Origin of the sequence: Marinicrinis lubricantis, assembly GCF_042658665.1 — a bacterium.
GTDB lineage: Bacteria > Bacillota > Bacilli > Paenibacillales > KCTC-33676 > Marinicrinis > Marinicrinis lubricantis.
In genome coordinates this window covers 46,299-65,449 of the sequence record NZ_JBHSQV010000032.1, presented here as the reverse complement: position 1 = coordinate 65,449, position 19,151 = coordinate 46,299, and the positions used below count along the sequence as shown (strand labels likewise).

Genomic DNA, 19,151 nt, shown 5'->3' with positions numbered 1-19,151 from the left:
ATGATCCGCATTCAAAATCTTGCAAAACGCATCAACAATCAATCGATACTCAGACATATTGATTTTCAAGTGTTTAAAGGGGAGTTGGTCACCATCATCGGTCCAAGCGGGAGCGGCAAAACGCTTTTGCTGGAATGCTTGACGATGAATACGCTGTGGCATGACGGAAGCTATAATTTGAACGGAAAGGATCTTACGCCGAATACATACCGAGCGAAAAGAATACTCAAGAAAGAAATCGCTTACTTGAAAGATACTTTAGGATTGAATCCCAATAAAACTTCACTCCAAAATGTAAAGGATGGAGTGAAGGAGGCCAAGCCGATCTGGGGAAGGTTGTTCGGTACCTCACAGGATGCGCATATGGAAGCAATGGATATTTTGGAAAAGCTCGGTTTATTGGATTTAGCCCACAAGAAAGTCAACAAGCTGAGCGGGGGAGAGCAGCAGCGCGTAGCGATTGCTAAAGCGACCGCGAAGGGGGCGACGATTATCATAGCCGACGAACCCGTTTCGGGGCTGGATCCTCTGCGAGCAAGGCAGGTCATTGAGGATTTCAAAAACATGACGGAACGGGCCAATATTACGTTGATCTGTACGCTGCACAGGCTGGAGCTTGCGGAAAAATTCGCAGATCGAATCATTGGTATGAAGGACGGAAGAATTGTCGTGGAAGCGGTAGGCCGAAGGCTGACCGAGGAAGAACGAAATTCGATTTTTGATTAATGGTCGCCCCAATATTTTGAAACCCGTCTAGGATTCATGGTACGATACATGGGGAGCCTTGCTTATTCCAAGCCAAAATGAACTGAAATCGAAAGAGGAGGTTTGTTTATGCACTTGACGTATCTTGGTCACTCTTGCATACTGCTCGAGTCGGAAGGGAAACGAGTCATCATTGATCCCTTTCTGACAGGGAATCCTCACTGTCCATTCAAGCCAGAGGAATTGAAGGTTGATGCGATTTTCCTTACACACGCACATGACGACCATTTCGGCGACAGCATTGAAATCGCGAAGCAGTCCGATTGCCTCATCGTAGCCGTGAATGAACTGGCGATTTACTGTCAGCAGCGCGGTGTGAAAGCGCATCCTATGAATCCGGGCGGAACCTTTGAGACCGCAGGCTTCACGGTAAAGATGACCCAGGCATTTCACAGTTCTTCTTTAAATGTCGACGGGCAATTGCTATACGCTGGTCAACCTGTGGGCTTGCTGGTTACTGCTGGCGGTAAGACGCTATATCATGCCGGGGATACGTGCTTATTCAGCGATATGAAAATGATCGGAGAGCTTCATGAAATTGACGCCGCAGCGCTGCCCATCGGAGATAATTTCACCATGGGCCCAAAAGATGCCTTGATTGCGGCGGAATGGATCGGTGCAGAGCATGTCATCCCGCTGCACTATAATACGTTCCCAGTCATTGAGCAGGATGCTGCAGCCTTCGCCCGAGAGGTCGAAAGAAAAGGGATGAAGGGGCACGCGATGAGCATCGGCGACGAGCTTACCATATAAAACAGTAAGCGGAGGGGAAACCCTCCGCTTCGTCATTGTTGTGTTATGACATGATGTCACGTGTTATATGATTACCAACCACGTTCGTACTGCTTTGGTCCCTGCAATGGTACGCCAAGCTGTTTGGCGGCTGTACGAGGCCAGTATGGGTCTCTGAGCAGCTCACGGGCGATAAACACTAAATCTGCTCTTCCGTTCTGAACAATTTCTTCCGCATGAGCGGGTTCTGTAATTAACCCAACGGCCCCGGTCATGATCCCTGTATGCCTTATACGCTCTGCAAATGGAACTTGATATCCGGGGTAAGTGTGGATGGAAGCGGGAACGACAGCACCGGAGCTGCAATCAATGAGATCGACGCCCTGTTGTTTCATGGACTGCGCGTATTGCACGTAATCCTCGGCCGTGAGGCCATCTGGATGATAATCCGAAGCGGATATCCGCACGAATAAGGCACCGTCCCATACGCTGCGTACTTCGTCAATGACTTGTTTTAGCAGCAAGTAACGTCCTTCGGCAGTTCCGCCGTACTCATCCGTACGTTGGTTAGATAACGGGGATAGGAATTCATTGATTAAATATCCGTGCGCAGCATGAATTTCTATACAATCAAATCCAGCTTTCTTCGCTCGCAGTGCGGCGGATCGAAATGAAGAAATGACGTGCTGAATATCTTCCTTCGTCATTTCCTTCGGCGTTTTACTTTTTTCATTGAATGGAATGGCCGAAGGGGCATAGATGGTCCCTTCAAGGTTAGCCTTTCTTCCCGCATGGGCCAGTTGAATGCCGATTTTCGCTCCGTACAAATGAGCTTGACGGGTTAATTCCGTCAGACCTTCCAGCTGATCGTCTTCCCATATACCAAGATCTTGGGGAGAGATTCGTCCTTCCGGTACAACGGCAGTGGCTTCAACGACGATTAAGCCGACCTGTCCAACTGCACGAGTAGTATAGTGTACCAAATGCCAATCCGTCACTTTACCGTCCTGTGCTTCTGCAGAATACATGCACATCGGCGACATAACGATTCGATTTTTCAAAGTCATGGGACCGATGGTAATCGGTGAAAACAATGAAGACATGTTGTCGTTCCTCCTTATGTGTTCTGTTCCGTCTTATATTAGCAACGGGGTCTTGTCCGCCTGACGGATACATACGTTCATCGCCAGTCCAAATCGGTGACACGTTCCATAATTAGACCATGGCTTAACTCTATTAAAGCAAAAACAAAGGCCAGGAATCAATTCGATCATGACATACTTCATCTTGAAACTTAGTCACCGCTTACGGTATGGTTATGGGATAAGAGCTGAATTTATTTCTTTCATACAGGGGGAAGCTTCTAATGATTCGAGTGCTGTTTGTATGCTTGGGCAATATATGTCGTTCACCGATGGCAGAGGCGGTGATGCGCCATAAAGTAAAGGAGGCAGGTCTCGAACATGCGGTCACAGTTGATTCCGCAGGCACCGGAGATTGGCATATTGGTAAGCCTCCGCATGCGGGAACGAGAAATATATTAGATCAGAACAAGGTGCCATACGATGGAATCCGTGCAAGGCAAGTAACGGCAATGGATGCAGACCGATTTGATTATATTATTGCCATGGATACTCAAAACGCAAAGGATATTTCGCGGATATTTGGCGGACAGAGAGCCCATGTGATCAGGCTGCTGGATTTGCTTGTCGAAGAAACGAGCAAAGACGTACCGGATCCGTACTATACTGGGAATTTCGAGCTTGTGTATCGCTTGATTGACGACGCATGTGATCGGTTGCTCAGCAAAATTCGCCAGGATCACCAGCTATAGACCAGCCGCAATGATATCTAATAGGCGAGAACCCTTTTTGTCCGTGAACTAGACGTCTAACCATTCCCCTAGTCCGTTTTCACATACTATAACATTGTATTGAAATTCAATTTTGAGTGGGAGGAATGAAAATGGGTTACGGTGGCGGTTACGGATACGGATCAGGATTTGCTTTCGTACTCGTATTGTTTATTCTGTTAGTCATTATCCTGGGTGCTGGCTTCGTCATCTAATTGGATCAGAAGGGCGCTTCTTCGTGAAGCGTCCTTCGCTGTTTACTCATGATGATTGCATGAATCTGCACCGGAGAACGGTTCACAAAAATGAATAAATACGGTAATATACTTTGAGGCGAATACAACGGAATACGTGAAAGTATAGTGAAGGAAGGCGACAAGCAATGGAAAAGATCACCATCATGACAGACAGCACATCGGATTTGGACATTACTTACGTAGAATCGCAACAAATTCGAATTTTACCGCTGTATGTAACGATCGGGGACCGTACATATAAAGATCGCATCGAGCTGAATGGCGCGGGTGTTTTTGAACAAGTGGAACGGACAGGCAGCATGCCGAAAACTTCAGCAGTTCCGCCTGCAGATTATATGCAAGCATTTGAAGAAGAAGTCTCCAAAGGGAACCAAGTGATTTATATCGGCTTATCCTCTAAGCTCTCTTCCAGCTTTCAAAATGCTTATCTCGCTGCACAAGAGTTTCCGGAAGGGTCTGTCGAAGTCGTTGATTCTAAAAACTTATCGACGGGCATCGGAATTCTTGTTACTGAAGCCGTTCGTATGCGGGAAAAAGGCGAAAGTGCTGCAACGATCGCGGAGAAATTGATACAGCTGACGGAAAAGGTTCATGTGGAATTCGTCATTGAGACGCTGGAGTATTTGCACAAAGGCGGAAGATTAAGCGGCTTGCAGAAATTCCTCGGAAGCATGTTGAAAATTCATCCGCTCATTCAGGTAGCGGACGGCCAAATGTTCATGGCCGATAAATTGAGAGGAAGCCGTAAAAAGACGATGCAAAGTCTGCTTGACCGCGCTGTAGCGGACAAAGAGCATATCTCTGATGCGGCGATCTTCGTGACGCATGCGGTCATGAAGGAAGAGGCGGAGTGGCTCAGGGAGCAGCTTTCTTCACAAGGCTTGACGAATCCGATCTACATTACGGAGGCGGGAAGCGTCATATCCAGCCATTGCGGTCCTCATACGATAGGAATCATATATTTGAAAAAATAAACGTAAAGACAAGTGGAGCTTTCAAATGAAGAGCCACTTGTCTTTTATGTTGAGATTACTTTTTCAATTGTTTTATCATTTCAGGAACAGCCTCGAATAAATCTCCGACGATGCCGTAATCGGCGATTTTAAAGATCGGCGCTTCGGGATCTTTATTGATCGCAACAATCACCTTGGACTGGCTCATCCCTGCCAAATGCTGAATTGCACCGCTAATTCCGCAGGCGATGTAAAGGTCGGGAGTTACGACTTTCCCTGTTTGCCCGATTTGAAGACTATAATCGCAGTAACCTGCATCGCATGCGCCGCGAGAAGCACCTATCGCACCATCCACCACTTCGGCTAATTCTGCCAGCGGAACGAATCCTTCTTTACTTTTTACGCCTCTGCCTCCGGAGATGACGATACGGGCTTCCGATAAATCCTTTGCACCTGTATTGCGCTGCTCAACCCCGGTGAGTATGGATTTTGCCCGAGATAGATCTGGCGAGACAGCGATCAACTCGGGTGTCCCCAAGCCTGATTGAGATACAGCTGCCGGGAAATTGTTGGGGCGAACGGTGAGCACCCATGGATAAGCTTGAAAAGCCCGCGTCTCAAACGCTTTTCCGGTATAAATCGGCCTGGTGAAAAGCCATTCCTTCTGTTCATCCGGTTCCATGTGGATGACATCTGAGATTTGACCTGATTGGAGTAGCTCTGCAGTAAGAGGTGCTAAATCTTTACCTGCCGCGGTATGTCCGAAAATAACGACATCGGGATTCACTTGGGAAACGATCTCCTGCAGTGCTGTGAAATAAGCATCGGAGCGGTAGTGCTCTAGTTCTGTGGAATCCGCAACATAGAGATGATCTATGCCAATTCCTTCGAAAGCAGAAATATAACCTTTCGTATTAAAACCGATGAGTGCAGCGGAGAGCGTATCACCGTCCTGCATCATACGTGAAGCGGCATGAACTGCTTCGAAGGTGACCTGTCTGAGCTTGCCGGCTTTCGTCTCCGCCACGACGAGAATTTGTTTGCTCACTTCAAGTTCCTCCTTAGATTTGTAAATTTTGATCTTCTCTCAGAAGCCGTATTAATTGTTTCACCTGCTCATGCAGCTCTCCTTCGAGTCGTTTCCCAGTCTGCCTTGAAGCGGGAAGTTTTCGTTCGATGACGATCGTTTTCGGTTTAAGGTTTTCATCGGGTATCCCGAGATCCTGAGGAGTAATGACAGTTAACGGCTTTTTCTTCGCCTTCATAATGTTTGGCAGGGAAGGGTAGCGCGGTTCATTCAGTCCCTGTTGTGCGGTAAACAGCGCTGGAAGCTGCACTTTCACTTTCTCCGTATCCCCTTCGGAATCTCGTTCTGCGAGGACGAGTCGCTCCTGCAGCTGGAAGCTGACGATGGCGGAGACATGAGGGATGCCCAGCCGATAAGCTGTTCGCAGAGCGACCTGCCCCCCTCCGGCGTCGACCGAGAAGTGACCTGCCCAAATGAGATCGTAAGAGATCGATTGAAGATATTTAGAGAGCACCGCTGCGATCACGCTTTCATCCGCGTCCTCGTCGATATCCGCCATGCGTACGGCCTCATCCGCTCCCATAGCCAGCGCTGTACGCAAAGCTTCTTCGCTTCGATCGGCACCGGCAGTAACAACGGTAACCTTGCCTCCAAGCTCCTCTTTCGTCCGAATGGCCTGTTCCAAAGCGTACTCGTCATAAGGATTTATTATATATTTCATCCCATCCGCAGCGATTTGACCATCGGCCAAAGGAATCTTTTCCTCAGTATCAAACGTTTGCTTGAGCAGCACGACAATGTTCATATGCATCCTCCTTCGAAGCTGTCAATCCGTTCAGAAAAAAACGCAATGTCGGTTCGGAAAGCGCTGTGAGCGGATACTTCTGGCCGCCGATCAGCCAAGAAGTGACCGCTTCATCCAGAGCGCCGAAGAGCAGTGAACGGAGCAGCTTAATATTGATATGGGGGTGAAAATGTCCTTGATGAATTCCTTTTTGCAGAATGCCTTCAATGAGCAATATATACGGCTTCAGCGCTATCCCGATTTCCTTCCTCAGCTGCATAGAGCTTTGTCTCAGTTCAATTTGAGTCACGACCGCGAAAGCCGGATCCGACTCCATTTCTTTGAAATGAAGATCGCAAATGATTTTTAACGCTTCAACAGCCGAAGCGTCGGGCTTGAGCGATTCTTTAAATTTGCCAACTAACTCGCCTAGACGTGCACGAAACAGCGAAACTAAAATATCTTCTTTATTTTTGAAATATAAGTAAATCGTACCGTCAGCAACACCGGCTGCTTTCGCGATATCCGAAATTCTTGCTTTATGGAAGCCCTTTTCAGAAAAGACCCGCAGTGCACCGCTTAAAATCAGTCGATCTTTTTCCCCTGTATTTCGCATGGATTCCCTCCTCTCCGCAGAAGCTGCGTCTCAGATCATGTATAGCCTATTTCTACAGTTCGTACTGAATGAGGATTCATTCATTTTGTGTGATACTCCATCATATGATGAAGGTGTGGAGGATTATGAGCATGATTCGATCGTAGAGGAAAGGAGCGGATAAGTTTTAGCGGCGAACTTTTATGAAAGCGATTACAACTTGTCCGGTGACGACGAAAGGAGGCGAGGGATTGTTGTGGGGCACTTGGATCCATCTTATCCTGTTTGTTATCGTTACCTGCACGGCATGTTTCTGGTTTATTCAAGTGATCAGCCGCAGATTGGCGTATATTCGGCTTGGAAATGCAGTGAAGCTTGAGGGCAGCTGGCGCGGCAGATGGAAAAAAGCTGTCATTCAGACCTTCGGTCAAACGAAGCTGCTGAAGGACCGAAAGAGCGGGATGATGCATGCGGTGATGTTTTATGGATTTATCATTTTACAGTTTGGCGCACTCGATCTCATATGGAGAGGGGTGTTCCAACGAGGACTGCCGCTGCCGGCTTATGGATGGTTTGAGCTGATGCAGGAGCTTACTGTGGTTTTGATTTTGATTGCGGTGGGGTACGCGGGATTCCGCAGATACGCGGAACAGCTTACGCGTTTGAAGAGGGGCTGGAAACCGAGTATTGTTCTGTTTTTTATTTTCTTCTTGATGCTGTCCGTCCTGCTGACCCTCGCATTTGATCATGCACGGCATGGTGATGCTTACAGCATGATGAAACCATTGACGAGCGGATTGAGCAGTCTGACGGACGAGTGGCCGAATGTGGCAGTTGAAGCCGGTTTTTATGCAAGCTGGTGGGCTCATTTGCTTATATTATTCAGCTTTTTAATTTATGTTCCCCAGTCCAAGCATTTTCACTTAATTACCGCACCGGTGAATTTGCTGCTGGGAAGACAAGGACCTGTCGGCGTTCCGGCAAGGATCGATTTTGAGGATGAATCGCTGGAAGCATACGGCGTCGGCAAAGTGGAGGATTTTAGCCAGAAGCAGCTGCTTGATCTATATGCCTGCGTGGAATGCGGGCGCTGCACGAATGTATGTCCGGCTTCGGGTACAGGCAAGTGGTTGTCGCCGATGCACATGATTGTGAAGCTGAGAGATCATTTAACGGAAAAAGGGGCTGCCATCACCTCCAAGTCACCCTGGGTGCCGGCCTTCGCCCATTCGTTCGCCTCAGTTCACCGATTTAAACCGCAAGCAGGGGAGCACCGCTTGAATGCGTTTCAGCCTGCGCCTGTTACTAGCATTCAAGCTACGATGCAAGCACAGTCCCAAGCTTGGATTCAGGAAGAAGAGAATATTCAGTCCCTGGATTTGATCGGAGATGTGATGGCTCCTGAGGAAATATGGGCGTGTACGACCTGCAGAAATTGCGAGGATCAATGTCCGGTCGACAATGAACACGTGGATAAAATCATTGATTTGCGCAGGCACTTGGTCCTGATGCAGGGAGAGCTGCCTTCCGATACGCAGCGGGCGATGACGAATATTGAACGGCAGGGCAATCCTTGGGGAATGAACCGGAACGACCGTTTCCAGTGGGCGCAGGACTTGGCGAAGGATGATGATTTCCCTGCAATTCATACGGTGAAGGAGCTGCCGGAATTTGAATATTTATGGTTCGTCGGTTCCATGGGTTCGTATGATAATCGCAGCCGGAGCATCTCGAAGAGCTTTGCCCGCATTTTACAGCGGGGCGGCGTATCCTTTGCCGTGCTTGGAAACGAGGAACCCAGCTCGGGCGACACGGTGCGCAGGTTAGGCAACGAGTATTTGTTCCAAGAGATCTGCCTGCAAAATATCGAATTGTTCCAGTCTTACGGTGTGAAAAAAATCGTAACCTGCTGCCCGCATACGTACAACATACTGAAAAATGAATATCCGCAGTTCGGACTCGAAGCAGAAGTGTACCATCATACCGAGCTAATCTGGAAGCTGATCCAGGATGAACGAATCCGTATGTCCCATCCTGTTCAGGAAACGTTGACATATCACGATTCCTGTTACTTGGGAAGATATAACGGCGTGTATGAGACGCCCAGGCGCATATTGAATGCAGTGCCGGGATTGCGTTTGACGGAAATGGAGCGGAACCGTTCGAACGGCATGTGCTGCGGTGCAGGAGGCGGCATGATGTGGACAGAGGAAAAACGAGGAAAACGGGTGAACATCGCGCGAACGGAACAAGCGTTGGAAACTGCACCAACGATGATCGGCTCAGCATGTCCTTACTGCTTAACGATGCTGGAGGATGGGACGAAGCAGCTCGACCGTGACGATACGGTGAGAGTAAAGGATATCGCTGAAATAGTAGAGATGTCGATGTTTGGGACATAAGGAATATGAAGCAAGAAGGAGGCTGTAACATGTCAGCCGTACAAATTGATCGTGCCGCAGTCATTGGCGCGGGCGTGATGGGAGCGGCCATTGCAGGTCACCTCGCAGGTGCAGGCATTCGCTGCCTGCTGCTCGATGTGGTTCCGCATCAACTTCTTCCGGATGAAGAACGCAAAGGGCTAACAATTTCGCATTCAGCGGTTCGAAACCGCCTGGCGGAGCAAGGAAAGCAGCGGCTAGTCCGTATGAACCCAGCCCCACTGTATGATGCGCGTTTCATCCATCGGATCGAGACGGGCAACGTAGAGGATGATTGGGAGCGGCTTTCTGAGATGGACTGGATCATTGAAGCGGTCGTGGAGAGACTGGATGTGAAGCAGCAGCTGCTGAGCAGGCTCGAACAGGTTTGGAAGCCTGGGACGATTGTTTCCAGCAACACTTCGGGTGTATCTATTCAGGAGATGAGCAAGTCGTGCTCTCCATCGTTTAGGCAGCATTTTATGGGGACGCACTTCTTTAATCCGCCGAGATATATGAAGCTGTTGGAAATCATACCAGGCGATATGACGGATTCATCGCTGGTGCAAGATATGAAACAATTTTGTGAGAAAAGACTGGGGAAAGGTGTCGTCATTGCCAAGGACACGCCAAATTTTATTGCCAACCGAATCGGTACGTACGGCCTCATGATGACTGTGCAGGAAATGGTAAGCCACGGGTATACCATCGAGGAGGTAGATGCTGTTACGGGGCCAGCTCTTGGTAGGCCGAAGAGCGCGACATTCCGAACGCTCGATTTAGTCGGTCTGGATACGTTTTTGCATGTAGCCGGCAATGTAAGGGATCGGGCATTAGACGAAAGCGAGCGCAGAGCGTTTGACATTCCTGAGCTGCTGCAAAAAATGGTCGATCAAGGATGGCTTGGGGAGAAAAGCGGATCTGGATTTTATCAAAAGGTAAAAGGTGCTTCAGGCAGTGTCATTAAGACACTGGATTTACAGACGATGCAGTATCGGGAGCGTCAACATCCAGTTTCCTCTTCACTGCAGGCAGCGAAACAGGCGAAAGGTACGGCAAGCAAAATAAAGGCACTGCTTGGGGGGAGCGATAAATATTCGAAGCTGGCGTGGGATGTCCTCAAGCATGTTCTCGTATATGCTGCAGAGAAACTGGGAGAAATTGCGGACCGAATTGAGGACATCGATCAATCGATGAAGTGGGGCTTCAACTGGGAGCTCGGGCCCTTCGAAATATGGGATGCCATCGGAGTAGAACCATCGGTTCGGCGGATGGAGCAGGAAGGGTTAAAGGTGCCGGATTGGGTGAAAGAACGTCTTGAAGCGGGGACGGCAGCGTTTTACCGGGAATTGGAAGGTGCACTGCAGGTTGCTGAAGGAAAAGGATATAGGCCTCTGGACACGCCGCCCGAATGGATCCATCTGCCGCGTCTAAAGCGCAGCGGCGGCGTCATTCTCGGAAACAGCGGAGCCAGTCTGCTTGATATCGGTGATGATGTTGCCTGTCTGGAATTTCACTCCCCGAACAATGCCATCGGTGCGGATATCTTATCGATGATTCAGCAAAGCGTAGACATTGTCGAGAAAGACTACGCCGGACTTGTTATCGCCAATCAAGGCCGGAACTTTTGCGTTGGCGCGAACATCATGCTGCTTCTGATGGAGGCGCAGGATGAGGAATGGGATGAGGTAGATCGCATTATTCGTTATTTCCAGGATACGATGACGAAATTGAAATACTGCAAGCGGCCTGTTGTCGCTGCGCCGCATCGGATGACTCTGGGAGGCGGCGTAGAGGTATGTTTGCCTTCGGATCGTACCGTTTTTGCGGCGGAGACATACTTCGGCTTGGTTGAAACCGGTGTAGGTCTCATCCCAGCTGGCGGAGGCTGCAAGGAAATGCTGCGCAGAATGTCCGATCTAGCTGGCCTGGAGCAGGATTTGACCCCCCAGCTCCAATCACTGTTCGAGACGATAGCGATGGCTAAAGTTTCTTCGAGCGGGTTCGATGCGGCGAATTTAGGCTATGCCAGACCGACAGATCGTGTCGTGATGCAGCAGGAGCGCCAAATCTATGAAGCGAAGCAGTCTGTGCTTGAGCTTAACCGTGCCGGCTATTCGCAACCGTACCCGGCGATGATCCGTGTTACCGGTGAGAACGGAGCTGCACTGCTGAAGGCGGCGGTTCAGACGATGCTGAGGGGCGGATATATTAGTGAACACGATGCGTTGATCGCAAGCAAGCTTGCAGCGGTACTCAGCGGCGGTGCGGTCGGGGAAAATACAATGGTTAGCGAGCAGCATATTTTGGATTTGGAGCGGGAGGCGTTCTTAAGTCTGTGCGGAGAGCCAAAGACGCAACAGCGTATGCAGCACATGCTGTCTAAAGGCAAGCCGCTGCGAAATTAATAGGAGGATGAGGGGAGATTTCGTATGCAGGAAGCAGTAATTGTGGCGGCCGTCAGAACCCCCGTAGGCAGAGCAAAGAAAGGAATGTTTCAGCAGACACGTGCGGAGGATTTGGGGAAAGCTGTTCTTCAGGCTGTGCTGGAGCGAGCGCCAGGAGTTCAAGGTGAGCAAATGGATGATGTCATTTTAGGCTGCGCGATGCCCGAAGGCGAACAAGGCATGAACGTCGCCCGAATCATTTCAATGTATGCTGGCCTGCCTTCTAGTGTACCTGCGATGACGGTCAATCGCTTTTGCTCCTCTGGCCTGCAGTCGATAGCTCTGGCAGCAGAACGAATTATGCTTGGTTCCGCGGAGATGATCATCGCCGGAGGGGTGGAAAGCATGAGTCATGTGCCGATGACCGGCTTCAAGCTGTCACCGCATCCGGTTATATTGGAACATATGCCTGAGCTGTATATGACAATGGGCCACACAGCGGAAGAAGTGGCCGGACGTTTTGGAATTACCCGAGAGGAGCAGGATGCATTCGCTTTATCCAGTCACCAAAAGGCAGCTGAGGCGCTATTCAGAGGGTCCTTTCGTGATGAGATCGTTCCGGTTGAGGTTGTGAACAAAGGCTTTAACGAGACAAGAGGAGCCTGGTCGGAGCGAAAAGTATTGACTCAAGACGAAGGGGTTCGCTTTGATACTTCCATCGAATCGTTGTCCAGATTAAAGCCTGTGTTTAGCCGCGGAGGAACGGTTACCGCAGGGAATTCTTCACAGATGAGCGACGGAGCAGCGGCTGTGCTGGTGATGAGCCGCAGAAAGGCTGAAGAATTACAGCTGACGCCGATTGCCGCCTTCCGTTCGTTTGCACTGGCTGGCGTGGACCCGGAGATCATGGGGGTCGGACCCGTGAAGGCCATTCCTAATGCATTGAAGATGGCGGGAGTAAATTTAGATCAAATCGATCTGTTTGAGATCAACGAAGCTTTCGCTTCGCAATGTCTTCATATCACCAAGGAGCTGTCACTCCCAGCAGAGCGGGTCAATGTCAACGGGGGGGCGATTGCTTTAGGCCATCCGTTAGGCTGTACCGGCACGAAACTGTCCGTGTCGTTGATTCATGAATTGCGCAGAAGAGGCGGCGGCTTAGGTGTGGTATCGATGTGTATTGGCGGCGGCATGGGGGCAGCAGGCGTATTTGAAGTATACGGAGATGGAAAAGCGCAGAAAGGGAGCGGTATGAATGAATAAGGCAGGAATCGTCGGCGGTGAATTTCTGTTGACGGAGGATCAGCTGGATCGCATCGTGACCCCGGAGGATTTTACGGACGAACAGCACATGTTCGCTGAGACGACGAAGGATTTTGTACAGCGGGAAGTGCTGCCTCATGATGAACAGATCGAAAAGCTGGATTATGAGCTGACGGTTAAACTTATGCGGAAAGCTGGAGAGCTTGGTTTATTAAGCGCCGACATTCCCGAAGCTTACGGCGGCTTGGAACTTGATAAAGTGAGCTCCACCTTGATCAATGAATCGCTCTCCAGAGCTTCTTCATTCGCCTTGTCGATCGGAGCTCATGTCGGGATTGGAACGCTGCCGATCGTTTTCTTCGGCAATGAACAGCAGAAGCAGAAATATTTGCCGCTCCTGGCCACAGGAGAGAAAATTGCTGCTTATTGTTTGACGGAGCCTGCCTCCGGATCGGATGCACTTGGGGCTAAAACGACGGCCGTGCTGTCTTCAGACGGAAGACATTATGTGCTGAACGGCTCGAAGCTGTATATTACGAACGCGGGATTTGCGGATATATTCATCGTCTATGCCAAGGTGGACGGGAAACATTTCAGCGCTTTTATTGTCGAGAGGGGCATGCCGGGCTTTAGTATGGGTCCGGAGGAGAAGAAGATGGGAATCAAGGGCTCCTCGACGCGGCCGCTGTTTTTCGAGGATGTCGAAGTACCGGCTGAAAATTTGCTTTGGGAGGAAGGGAAAGGACATCTCATCGCTTTCAATATTCTCAATATTGGCAGATTCAAGCTGGCTGCGGGGTGCTTGGGCGGAGCCAAAGAAGCGATTGAGCTGTCCGCAAAATACGCCAATACGAGAACTCAATTTGGAAAGCCGATCTCCTCGTTCCCGCTCATACGCCAGAAGCTGGCAGATATGAATGTACGCACCTATGTGATGGAGAGCATGGTGTACCGCACCTCCGGCTATATCGACCAAATGCTGCGCCAGCTGCCGGGCCAAGACGGAATTAGTTATGCGAAAGGTATTGCCGAATATGCGCTGGAATGCTCGATCAACAAAGTGTTTGCGACCGAAGCGCTGGATTTCGTGGCGGATGAAGGAGTACAAATCCATGGTGGCTATGGATATATACAAGAATATAAGATTGAACGTGTATATCGAGATTCTCGCATCAACCGCATATTTGAAGGTACCAATGAAATCAACCGACTATTAATTCCCGGTATGCTGATGAAAAAAGCAATGAAGGGTGAACTGGCTCTGCTGGACAAAATACAGCAGCTTCAGGAAGAACTGCTGCAGTGGATGCCGCCTTATGAAATGGAAAGCGGCGAGGAATGGATCGCGTATTTTGTTCAGTCCGCGAAAAACTTGTTTTTATACTGCGGCGGCCTTGCGGTTCAGACGCTTGGAACAAAGCTGGAAGAGGAACAGAACATACTGGCCCTGCTCGCGGATATGATGATACGCGTATACGCCATGGAAAGTGCATGGCTTCGGACGAAGAAGCAGCTGGAGGCTCATGGCAAGCCAAAAGCGGTACCGTATTTGGAAATGACACAGGTTTATGCCGAGGAGGCGTTTGAAGAGATGCATCGGCTTTGTAAAACGGCTATCAGTGCTTTAGCGAAAGGAGATACGCTGAGAACGCACTTATCCATATTGAAAAAATGCACACGTTACACGCCTTCCAATTTGCTCGCGACGAAAAAAAGCATTGCGGATCGTGTCCTCTCGAGCGAGAGATATATCGTATAGTGAAAAGCCGAAAAGGCCTAATCGGGTGAGGAGGGTTGTTCATGAGCAGCTCGAACATTTGGCTGGATCATTATCCCTACGAAGTGAAGCCTACTTACGAATACCCGAACCAAAATGTCGCTCAATTTTTAGTGGACACGGCACAGCGGTACCCCGCAAGACATGCCGCCATTTTTTTCGATACATCGTTGACGTATGAACAATTGCTGGATTCAGCTTACCGCTTTGCCAATTATTTAGTGGATGGCTGCCGATTCAAGGCGGGTGATCGCATGGCGATCATGCTGCCTAATTGCCCTCAAATGCTCATCAGCTATTTCGGCACCCTGCTGGCTGGCGGCATTGTAGTGATGACGAATCCGCTGTATACCGAGGACGAATTAACGCATCAGCTTAATGATTCCGAAGCATCGTATTTAGTAACGCTCGATTTGTTGACTGAGAAAGTGCTTCGGGTTCAGCCGCGTACTTCATTGAGGAAGGTTGTCTTCACTTCGCTAAAAGAGTATTTGCCTTTCCCGAAAAACATATTGTACCCTTTAAAGATGCGTAAGGAAGGCATTCGCCTGAAGAAAGATTACGGGCCGAAAACACTGCCCTTCTCGAATATGCTGTGGCAATCGACTCCGCGGGCTGTCATCTATGAGGTGAATGCAGAAGAGGATTTGGCTTTGCTTCAGTATACGGGGGGAACGACAGGTACGCCGAAGGGTGTCATGCTGACTCACCGTAACTTGATTTCGAACACACTGCAAAGTGTTCATTGGAGCTACGGTGCTAAACCGGGCGAAGAGGTTTATTTGGCCGCACTGCCTTGTTTCCATGTGTTCGGCTTGACGGTACTCTTGAATAAGTCCGTCTATACCGGGGGAACACTTTTGCTCATCCCCAAGTTTGAACCCGATGTCATACTGGAGACGATTCGCAAGTATAAGCCAACGATTTTTCCGGGTGCACCTACGATGTATATTGCCCTGATCCATCATCCGCGAATAAGAAAGTATGATTTATCTTCCATTAATATATGTATCAGCGGATCAGCACCTCTTCCCCAAGAAGTGCAGGAACAATTCGAGGCATTAACGGGCGGTAAGCTGATTGAAGGCTATGGATTGACAGAGGCATCTCCCGTAACTCACGCTAACAACATATGGGAGAAAAGAAAAAATGGGACGATCGGAATACCCTTTCCGGATACGGAAGCCAAAGTCGTCCACCCGGAAACTGGAGAAGCTGTACAAATTGGTGAAATCGGTGAACTGGTTGTGAAAGGTCCTCAAATCATGAAAGGCTATTGGAAGAAGCCGATGGAGACGGCAAAGGTTCTTAGGGACGGCTGGCTATTCACTGGAGATTTGGCTACAATGGATAAAGAAGGTTTCTTTTCGATCGTGGATCGCAAGAAGGATATGATTATTGCCGGCGGATTCAATGTGTATCCGAGGGAGGTAGAAGAGGTGCTTTACGCTCACCCAGCAGTGCTGGAGGCTGCCGTCATTGGAGTTCCAGATGCTTACCGTGGAGAGACGGTGAAAGCATTCATCGTGGTTCAAGCGGACCATCAGGCAGATGAGCAGGAGCTGGATCGCTGGTGCAGACGAAAGCTCGCCGCGTATAAAGTGCCTAGAGTGTATGAATTTAGAGATGTCCTGCCCAAAACGATGGTAGGCAAAGTGCTTAAGAGAGCATTAGTTGAGCAAAAAACGCAGCAACAATCAGATGGGGGATAGCATGACTAAGCAAAACGATCAAGGAATTTCAAAAAACGAACCGATTCGTATTGAACAGATGGATATTGAGGCAATGGAGCAATGGGCGTCTTCTACGTTCTGGGGCTACATCGGATGCAAGTTAAAGCATGCGGACAAGCGAAGTGCAACACTTTATCTCGAAATAGAACCTCATCATTTGAACGTCATGGGCATTCTGCATGGCGGAGTGATCTCGACTTTAATAGACAATTGTATGGGGATTGCAGCTATGATGGCTCGTCCGGGTGAAAAGGTTGTGACCAGTCATCTCAATTTGCATTTTCTCGCGCAGGCGGAAGGCAGTGAAATTTGGACCTATGCGAATATCGTTCATGAGACGCGCAAAAGTCTTACGATCGAGGCTCAGGTGAAAGACAAGGATGGCAGACGGCTTGCCATGGCAACCGGCACGTTCCGTTCCGTAGGACCTCTGGTAAAGTAATCCCATAATCTTAACACATAAGCAGGGCGCCATAACCGGGCGGCCTGTTATTTGTGCAGGTCTTCATTATTTTTATGAAAATGAAATGTAAATGTGCAAATAGGATTGAAGAATGAAATAAGTTGATAGATAATAGAGTTTGTGAACAATTTGTTAACTTTTTTTGCAGTGCACCGAATCTATACAATTGTTGCCCTAGGATGTAATGGTTCTTAGATGCGGACATGACGAACCACCGGCCCCTTGGTCGGTTTTTAAATATAAAGATTCTATCTTTGACACATGCCACATATAATCAACAATTGTCAAGGGAATCGATCGGTATTTGCGTCTGCATGAAGGCGCATCAACAAGAAGACGGGAAGTGATTGGAAGATGAAAGGTAAGAAGCTGCTGCGGGATCATATCCGGGCTCATTGGCCTTACTACGCTGTGGCAGTCACTATCATGGCTGCGGCAAACATCATCTATGCTTTTTTCCCCAGGGTCCTAGGGCAATTTACCGACGAGCTTGAGCTTCAAGGTTTAACAGAGCAATCGGTAGTCAAGTACAGCCTGCTGCTCTTGGCGATCGGTGTCGGGTATGGTTTATTTTTTGGAATCGGGCAGTATATTAATCATCGGATGGGCCGCTATTTTGAATTTAATACACGACAAAAGCTGTTTCGACATTTCACAGTGCTTAGTGAAGATTATTTCTCCAGAAACGGAAAAGGAAAAATGCTCAGCTACGTCATGAACGATGTAACCTCCGTTCGTGAATCGATTGCCAACGGTGTGAATCAGATGACGAATGCCTCGATATTACTGATCAGTGTCATAGTAATGATCTCGATCAGCGGCATTCCCTTCTCATTACTCGCGATCAGTGTAGCTCCGCTGCTTTCCATTCCTTTTCTGGTTATTTATTTTGGGCCGAGGATTCGCGAACGCTCCAAGAATGTTCAAGAATCGCTAGCGGTGATGACCGAATCGGCAGAGGAACAGTTCGGCGGCATTAAAGTGACAAAAACGTTCGCCACGGAGCAGATTGCACATGAACGGTTCAGCGAAACCGTAGATCGCATACGCGCGAATCAGCTTCGACTCGTTAAGGCTACCTCCTTGTTTCAATCGGTGCTTCCATTTGTCGGAGCGATGTCAATGGTCGTCGCTATTACGTATGGCGGGATATTAGTGAGCAGGTCGGCGCTCTCCCTCGGGGATTTCGTAGCCATCACATTGTATTTGCGAATGATTATGCAACCGCTTCAACAAATTGGGAATGTCATTAATACGATTCAACGGTCGCGTGCTTCATTGGATCGTTTGAATCGTCTTTTATCCGAAGTGCCGGATATTCGCGAAGCTGCTGAGGCCACTCCTCTGCAGCCAGCGGCAACAGATATCGAAATTCATGGTCTGTCATTTCAATATCCTGGGGCAAATAGGCCATCGCTGCAGGATATTCATATTAGCATCAAAGCAGGCAGCACGCTGGGGATTATCGGAAAAACCGGAAGCGGAAAAACCACTTTAATGAAGCTGCTGCTGCGTGTGTACGATGCCCCTGAGCATACGATAATGATCGGAGGCAAAGATATACGCCAAATTACACTAGAGTCGCTTCGTTCTCAAATTGCCTATGTCCCGCAGGATGGTTTTCTGTTTAGTACAACTATTCGCGACAATATTGCTTTCTATGATCGGAAAGCATCTATGGAAAGGGTAGAGGAGGCTGCAAAGCATGCCGAGATCTACGAAAATATCGTAGGTTTTCCAAAAGGCTTCGAGACTCGCTTAGGGGAGAGAGGACTTACCTTGTCGGGCGGTCAACGACAGCGTACGAGTCTTGCCCGAGGCATGATCAAGAATGCGCCGATACTCATCATGGACGACAGTGTCAGTGCAGTTGACGCGGTGACAGAAACGAAAATCATATCGAACTTGAAGAAGCTGCGTCAAGGAAAAACCACGCTCCTGATCGCACATCGAATTAGTGCGGTGAAGCACGCTGATGAAATTATTGTGCTTGATGATGGGCGTATCACAGAACGAGGTACCCATGAAGAGCTTCTTCGACTTGGCGGTTACTATGCTTCTCTGCACAGCATTCAGGAAGGAGATGACAGCATTGAGCAGCAAGGTGGATAATTCAGAAAGGGTAGACAGACGTAAAGCGTTT

At 49.0% G+C, this 19,151-nt stretch carries 16 protein-coding genes; 12 read left to right on the top strand and 4 right to left on the bottom strand.

Going from position 1 to position 19,151, the window contains the following annotated elements:
* Together ACFPXP_RS05300 and ACFPXP_RS05295 are read left to right on the top strand one after the other, a co-directional pair.
* On the top strand, positions 1 to 726 hold the full coding sequence (locus ACFPXP_RS05300; RefSeq protein ID WP_379893081.1) for a phosphonate ABC transporter ATP-binding protein: 726 nt from the start codon (positions 1 to 3) through the stop codon (positions 724 to 726).
* A gap of 108 nt (positions 727 to 834) precedes the next feature.
* Positions 835 to 1,518, top strand: a complete 684-nt coding sequence (locus tag ACFPXP_RS05295) for a metal-dependent hydrolase (protein WP_379893079.1) — start codon at positions 835 to 837, stop codon at positions 1,516 to 1,518.
* A gap of 71 nt (positions 1,519 to 1,589) precedes the next feature.
* On the opposite strand, the gene namA is transcribed toward ACFPXP_RS05295, so the two are convergent.
* A complete protein-coding gene (namA, locus tag ACFPXP_RS05290) occupies positions 1,590 to 2,600 on the bottom strand; it encodes an NADPH dehydrogenase NamA (RefSeq protein WP_379893077.1) in 1,011 nt (336 codons plus the stop codon).
* 263 nt (positions 2,601 to 2,863) lie between these two features.
* Between namA and ACFPXP_RS05285 the strand changes: the two genes are divergently transcribed.
* From ACFPXP_RS05285 to ACFPXP_RS05275, 3 genes are all read left to right on the top strand, one after another.
* Positions 2,864 to 3,331: a low molecular weight protein-tyrosine-phosphatase gene (locus ACFPXP_RS05285; protein WP_379893075.1), complete on the top strand. Its 468-nt coding sequence runs from the start codon at positions 2,864 to 2,866 to the stop codon at positions 3,329 to 3,331.
* Between the two features lie 125 nt (positions 3,332 to 3,456).
* Complete coding sequence (locus tag ACFPXP_RS05280; RefSeq protein ID WP_379893073.1) at positions 3,457 to 3,564, top strand: YjcZ family sporulation protein; 108 nt, start codon at positions 3,457 to 3,459, stop codon at positions 3,562 to 3,564.
* Between the two features lie 167 nt (positions 3,565 to 3,731).
* Positions 3,732 to 4,580: a DegV family protein gene (locus ACFPXP_RS05275; protein ID WP_379893071.1), complete on the top strand. Its 849-nt coding sequence runs from the start codon at positions 3,732 to 3,734 to the stop codon at positions 4,578 to 4,580.
* Between the two features lie 55 nt (positions 4,581 to 4,635).
* On the opposite strand, the gene ACFPXP_RS05270 is transcribed toward ACFPXP_RS05275, so the two are convergent.
* Genes ACFPXP_RS05270 through ACFPXP_RS05260 form a run of 3 tightly spaced genes read right to left on the bottom strand, consistent with a single transcriptional unit; the run spans position 4,636 to position 6,986 of the window.
* On the bottom strand, positions 4,636 to 5,607 hold the full coding sequence (locus tag ACFPXP_RS05270) for an electron transfer flavoprotein subunit alpha/FixB family protein (RefSeq protein WP_379893069.1): 972 nt from the start codon (positions 5,605 to 5,607) through the stop codon (positions 4,636 to 4,638).
* A 13-nt stretch (positions 5,608 to 5,620) separates the two neighbouring features.
* Positions 5,621 to 6,391 carry an electron transfer flavoprotein subunit beta/FixA family protein gene (locus ACFPXP_RS05265; RefSeq protein ID WP_379893067.1) on the bottom strand — a complete coding sequence of 257 codons (771 nt, stop codon included), beginning with the start codon at positions 6,389 to 6,391 and terminating at the stop codon, positions 5,621 to 5,623.
* Positions 6,357 to 6,986 carry a TetR/AcrR family transcriptional regulator gene (locus tag ACFPXP_RS05260; RefSeq protein WP_379893065.1) on the bottom strand — a complete coding sequence of 210 codons (630 nt, stop codon included), beginning with the start codon at positions 6,984 to 6,986 and terminating at the stop codon, positions 6,357 to 6,359. Before ACFPXP_RS05260 ends, ACFPXP_RS05265 begins: the two co-directional genes overlap by 35 nt.
* Positions 6,987 to 7,168: 182 nt before the next feature.
* Between ACFPXP_RS05260 and ACFPXP_RS05255 the strand changes: the two genes are divergently transcribed.
* The 7 genes from ACFPXP_RS05255 (at position 7,169) to ACFPXP_RS05225 (ending at position 19,120) form a co-directional block, all read left to right on the top strand.
* The gene (locus ACFPXP_RS05255; protein ID WP_379893063.1) at positions 7,169 to 9,367 is read left to right on the top strand and encodes a (Fe-S)-binding protein; all 2,199 of its coding nucleotides are present in this window, start codon (positions 7,169 to 7,171) and stop codon (positions 9,365 to 9,367) included.
* A 29-nt stretch (positions 9,368 to 9,396) separates the two neighbouring features.
* On the top strand, positions 9,397 to 11,793 hold the full coding sequence (locus ACFPXP_RS05250) for a 3-hydroxyacyl-CoA dehydrogenase/enoyl-CoA hydratase family protein (protein WP_379893061.1): 2,397 nt from the start codon (positions 9,397 to 9,399) through the stop codon (positions 11,791 to 11,793).
* Between the two features lie 24 nt (positions 11,794 to 11,817).
* A complete protein-coding gene (locus ACFPXP_RS05245) occupies positions 11,818 to 13,035 on the top strand; it encodes an acetyl-CoA C-acyltransferase (protein ID WP_379893059.1) in 1,218 nt (405 codons plus the stop codon).
* Positions 13,028 to 14,794 (top strand): acyl-CoA dehydrogenase family protein, encoded by a 1,767-nt coding sequence (locus tag ACFPXP_RS05240; protein ID WP_379893057.1) that lies wholly within the window; start codon positions 13,028 to 13,030, stop codon positions 14,792 to 14,794. Before ACFPXP_RS05245 ends, ACFPXP_RS05240 begins: the two co-directional genes overlap by 8 nt.
* Positions 14,795 to 14,835: 41 nt before the next feature.
* Positions 14,836 to 16,524: an AMP-binding protein gene (locus ACFPXP_RS05235; RefSeq protein WP_379893055.1), complete on the top strand. Its 1,689-nt coding sequence runs from the start codon at positions 14,836 to 14,838 to the stop codon at positions 16,522 to 16,524.
* A 1-nt stretch (position 16,525) separates the two neighbouring features.
* The gene (locus ACFPXP_RS05230; RefSeq protein WP_379893053.1) at positions 16,526 to 16,987 is read left to right on the top strand and encodes a PaaI family thioesterase; all 462 of its coding nucleotides are present in this window, start codon (positions 16,526 to 16,528) and stop codon (positions 16,985 to 16,987) included.
* A gap of 375 nt (positions 16,988 to 17,362) precedes the next feature.
* Positions 17,363 to 19,120: an ABC transporter ATP-binding protein gene (locus ACFPXP_RS05225; RefSeq protein ID WP_379893051.1), complete on the top strand. Its 1,758-nt coding sequence runs from the start codon at positions 17,363 to 17,365 to the stop codon at positions 19,118 to 19,120.
* The last annotated feature ends 31 nt before the right edge of the window (positions 19,121 to 19,151 follow it).

What these genes read in the sequence shown, in the direction of transcription:
- ACFPXP_RS05300 (WP_379893081.1), top strand. Translation starts at nt 1, where the DNA reads ATGATCCGCATTCAAAATCTTGCAAAACGCATCAACAATCAATCGATA.
- ACFPXP_RS05295 (WP_379893079.1), top strand. Translation starts at nt 835, where the DNA reads ATGCACTTGACGTATCTTGGTCACTCTTGCATACTGCTCGAGTCGGAA.
- namA (WP_379893077.1), bottom strand. Translation starts at nt 2,600, where the DNA reads ATGTCTTCATTGTTTTCACCGATTACCATCGGTCCCATGACTTTGAAA.
- ACFPXP_RS05285 (WP_379893075.1), top strand. Translation starts at nt 2,864, where the DNA reads ATGATTCGAGTGCTGTTTGTATGCTTGGGCAATATATGTCGTTCACCG.
- ACFPXP_RS05280 (WP_379893073.1), top strand. Translation starts at nt 3,457, where the DNA reads ATGAAAATGGGTTACGGTGGCGGTTACGGATACGGATCAGGATTTGCT.
- ACFPXP_RS05275 (WP_379893071.1), top strand. Translation starts at nt 3,732, where the DNA reads ATGGAAAAGATCACCATCATGACAGACAGCACATCGGATTTGGACATT.
- ACFPXP_RS05265 (WP_379893067.1), bottom strand. Translation starts at nt 6,391, where the DNA reads ATGAACATTGTCGTGCTGCTCAAGCAAACGTTTGATACTGAGGAAAAG.
- ACFPXP_RS05260 (WP_379893065.1), bottom strand. Translation starts at nt 6,986, where the DNA reads ATGCGAAATACAGGGGAAAAAGATCGACTGATTTTAAGCGGTGCACTG.
- ACFPXP_RS05255 (WP_379893063.1), top strand. Translation starts at nt 7,169, where the DNA reads ATGAAAGCGATTACAACTTGTCCGGTGACGACGAAAGGAGGCGAGGGA.
- ACFPXP_RS05250 (WP_379893061.1), top strand. Translation starts at nt 9,397, where the DNA reads ATGTCAGCCGTACAAATTGATCGTGCCGCAGTCATTGGCGCGGGCGTG.
- ACFPXP_RS05245 (WP_379893059.1), top strand. Translation starts at nt 11,818, where the DNA reads ATGCAGGAAGCAGTAATTGTGGCGGCCGTCAGAACCCCCGTAGGCAGA.
- ACFPXP_RS05240 (WP_379893057.1), top strand. Translation starts at nt 13,028, where the DNA reads ATGAATAAGGCAGGAATCGTCGGCGGTGAATTTCTGTTGACGGAGGAT.
- ACFPXP_RS05235 (WP_379893055.1), top strand. Translation starts at nt 14,836, where the DNA reads ATGAGCAGCTCGAACATTTGGCTGGATCATTATCCCTACGAAGTGAAG.
- ACFPXP_RS05230 (WP_379893053.1), top strand. Translation starts at nt 16,526, where the DNA reads ATGACTAAGCAAAACGATCAAGGAATTTCAAAAAACGAACCGATTCGT.
- ACFPXP_RS05225 (WP_379893051.1), top strand. Translation starts at nt 17,363, where the DNA reads ATGAAAGGTAAGAAGCTGCTGCGGGATCATATCCGGGCTCATTGGCCT.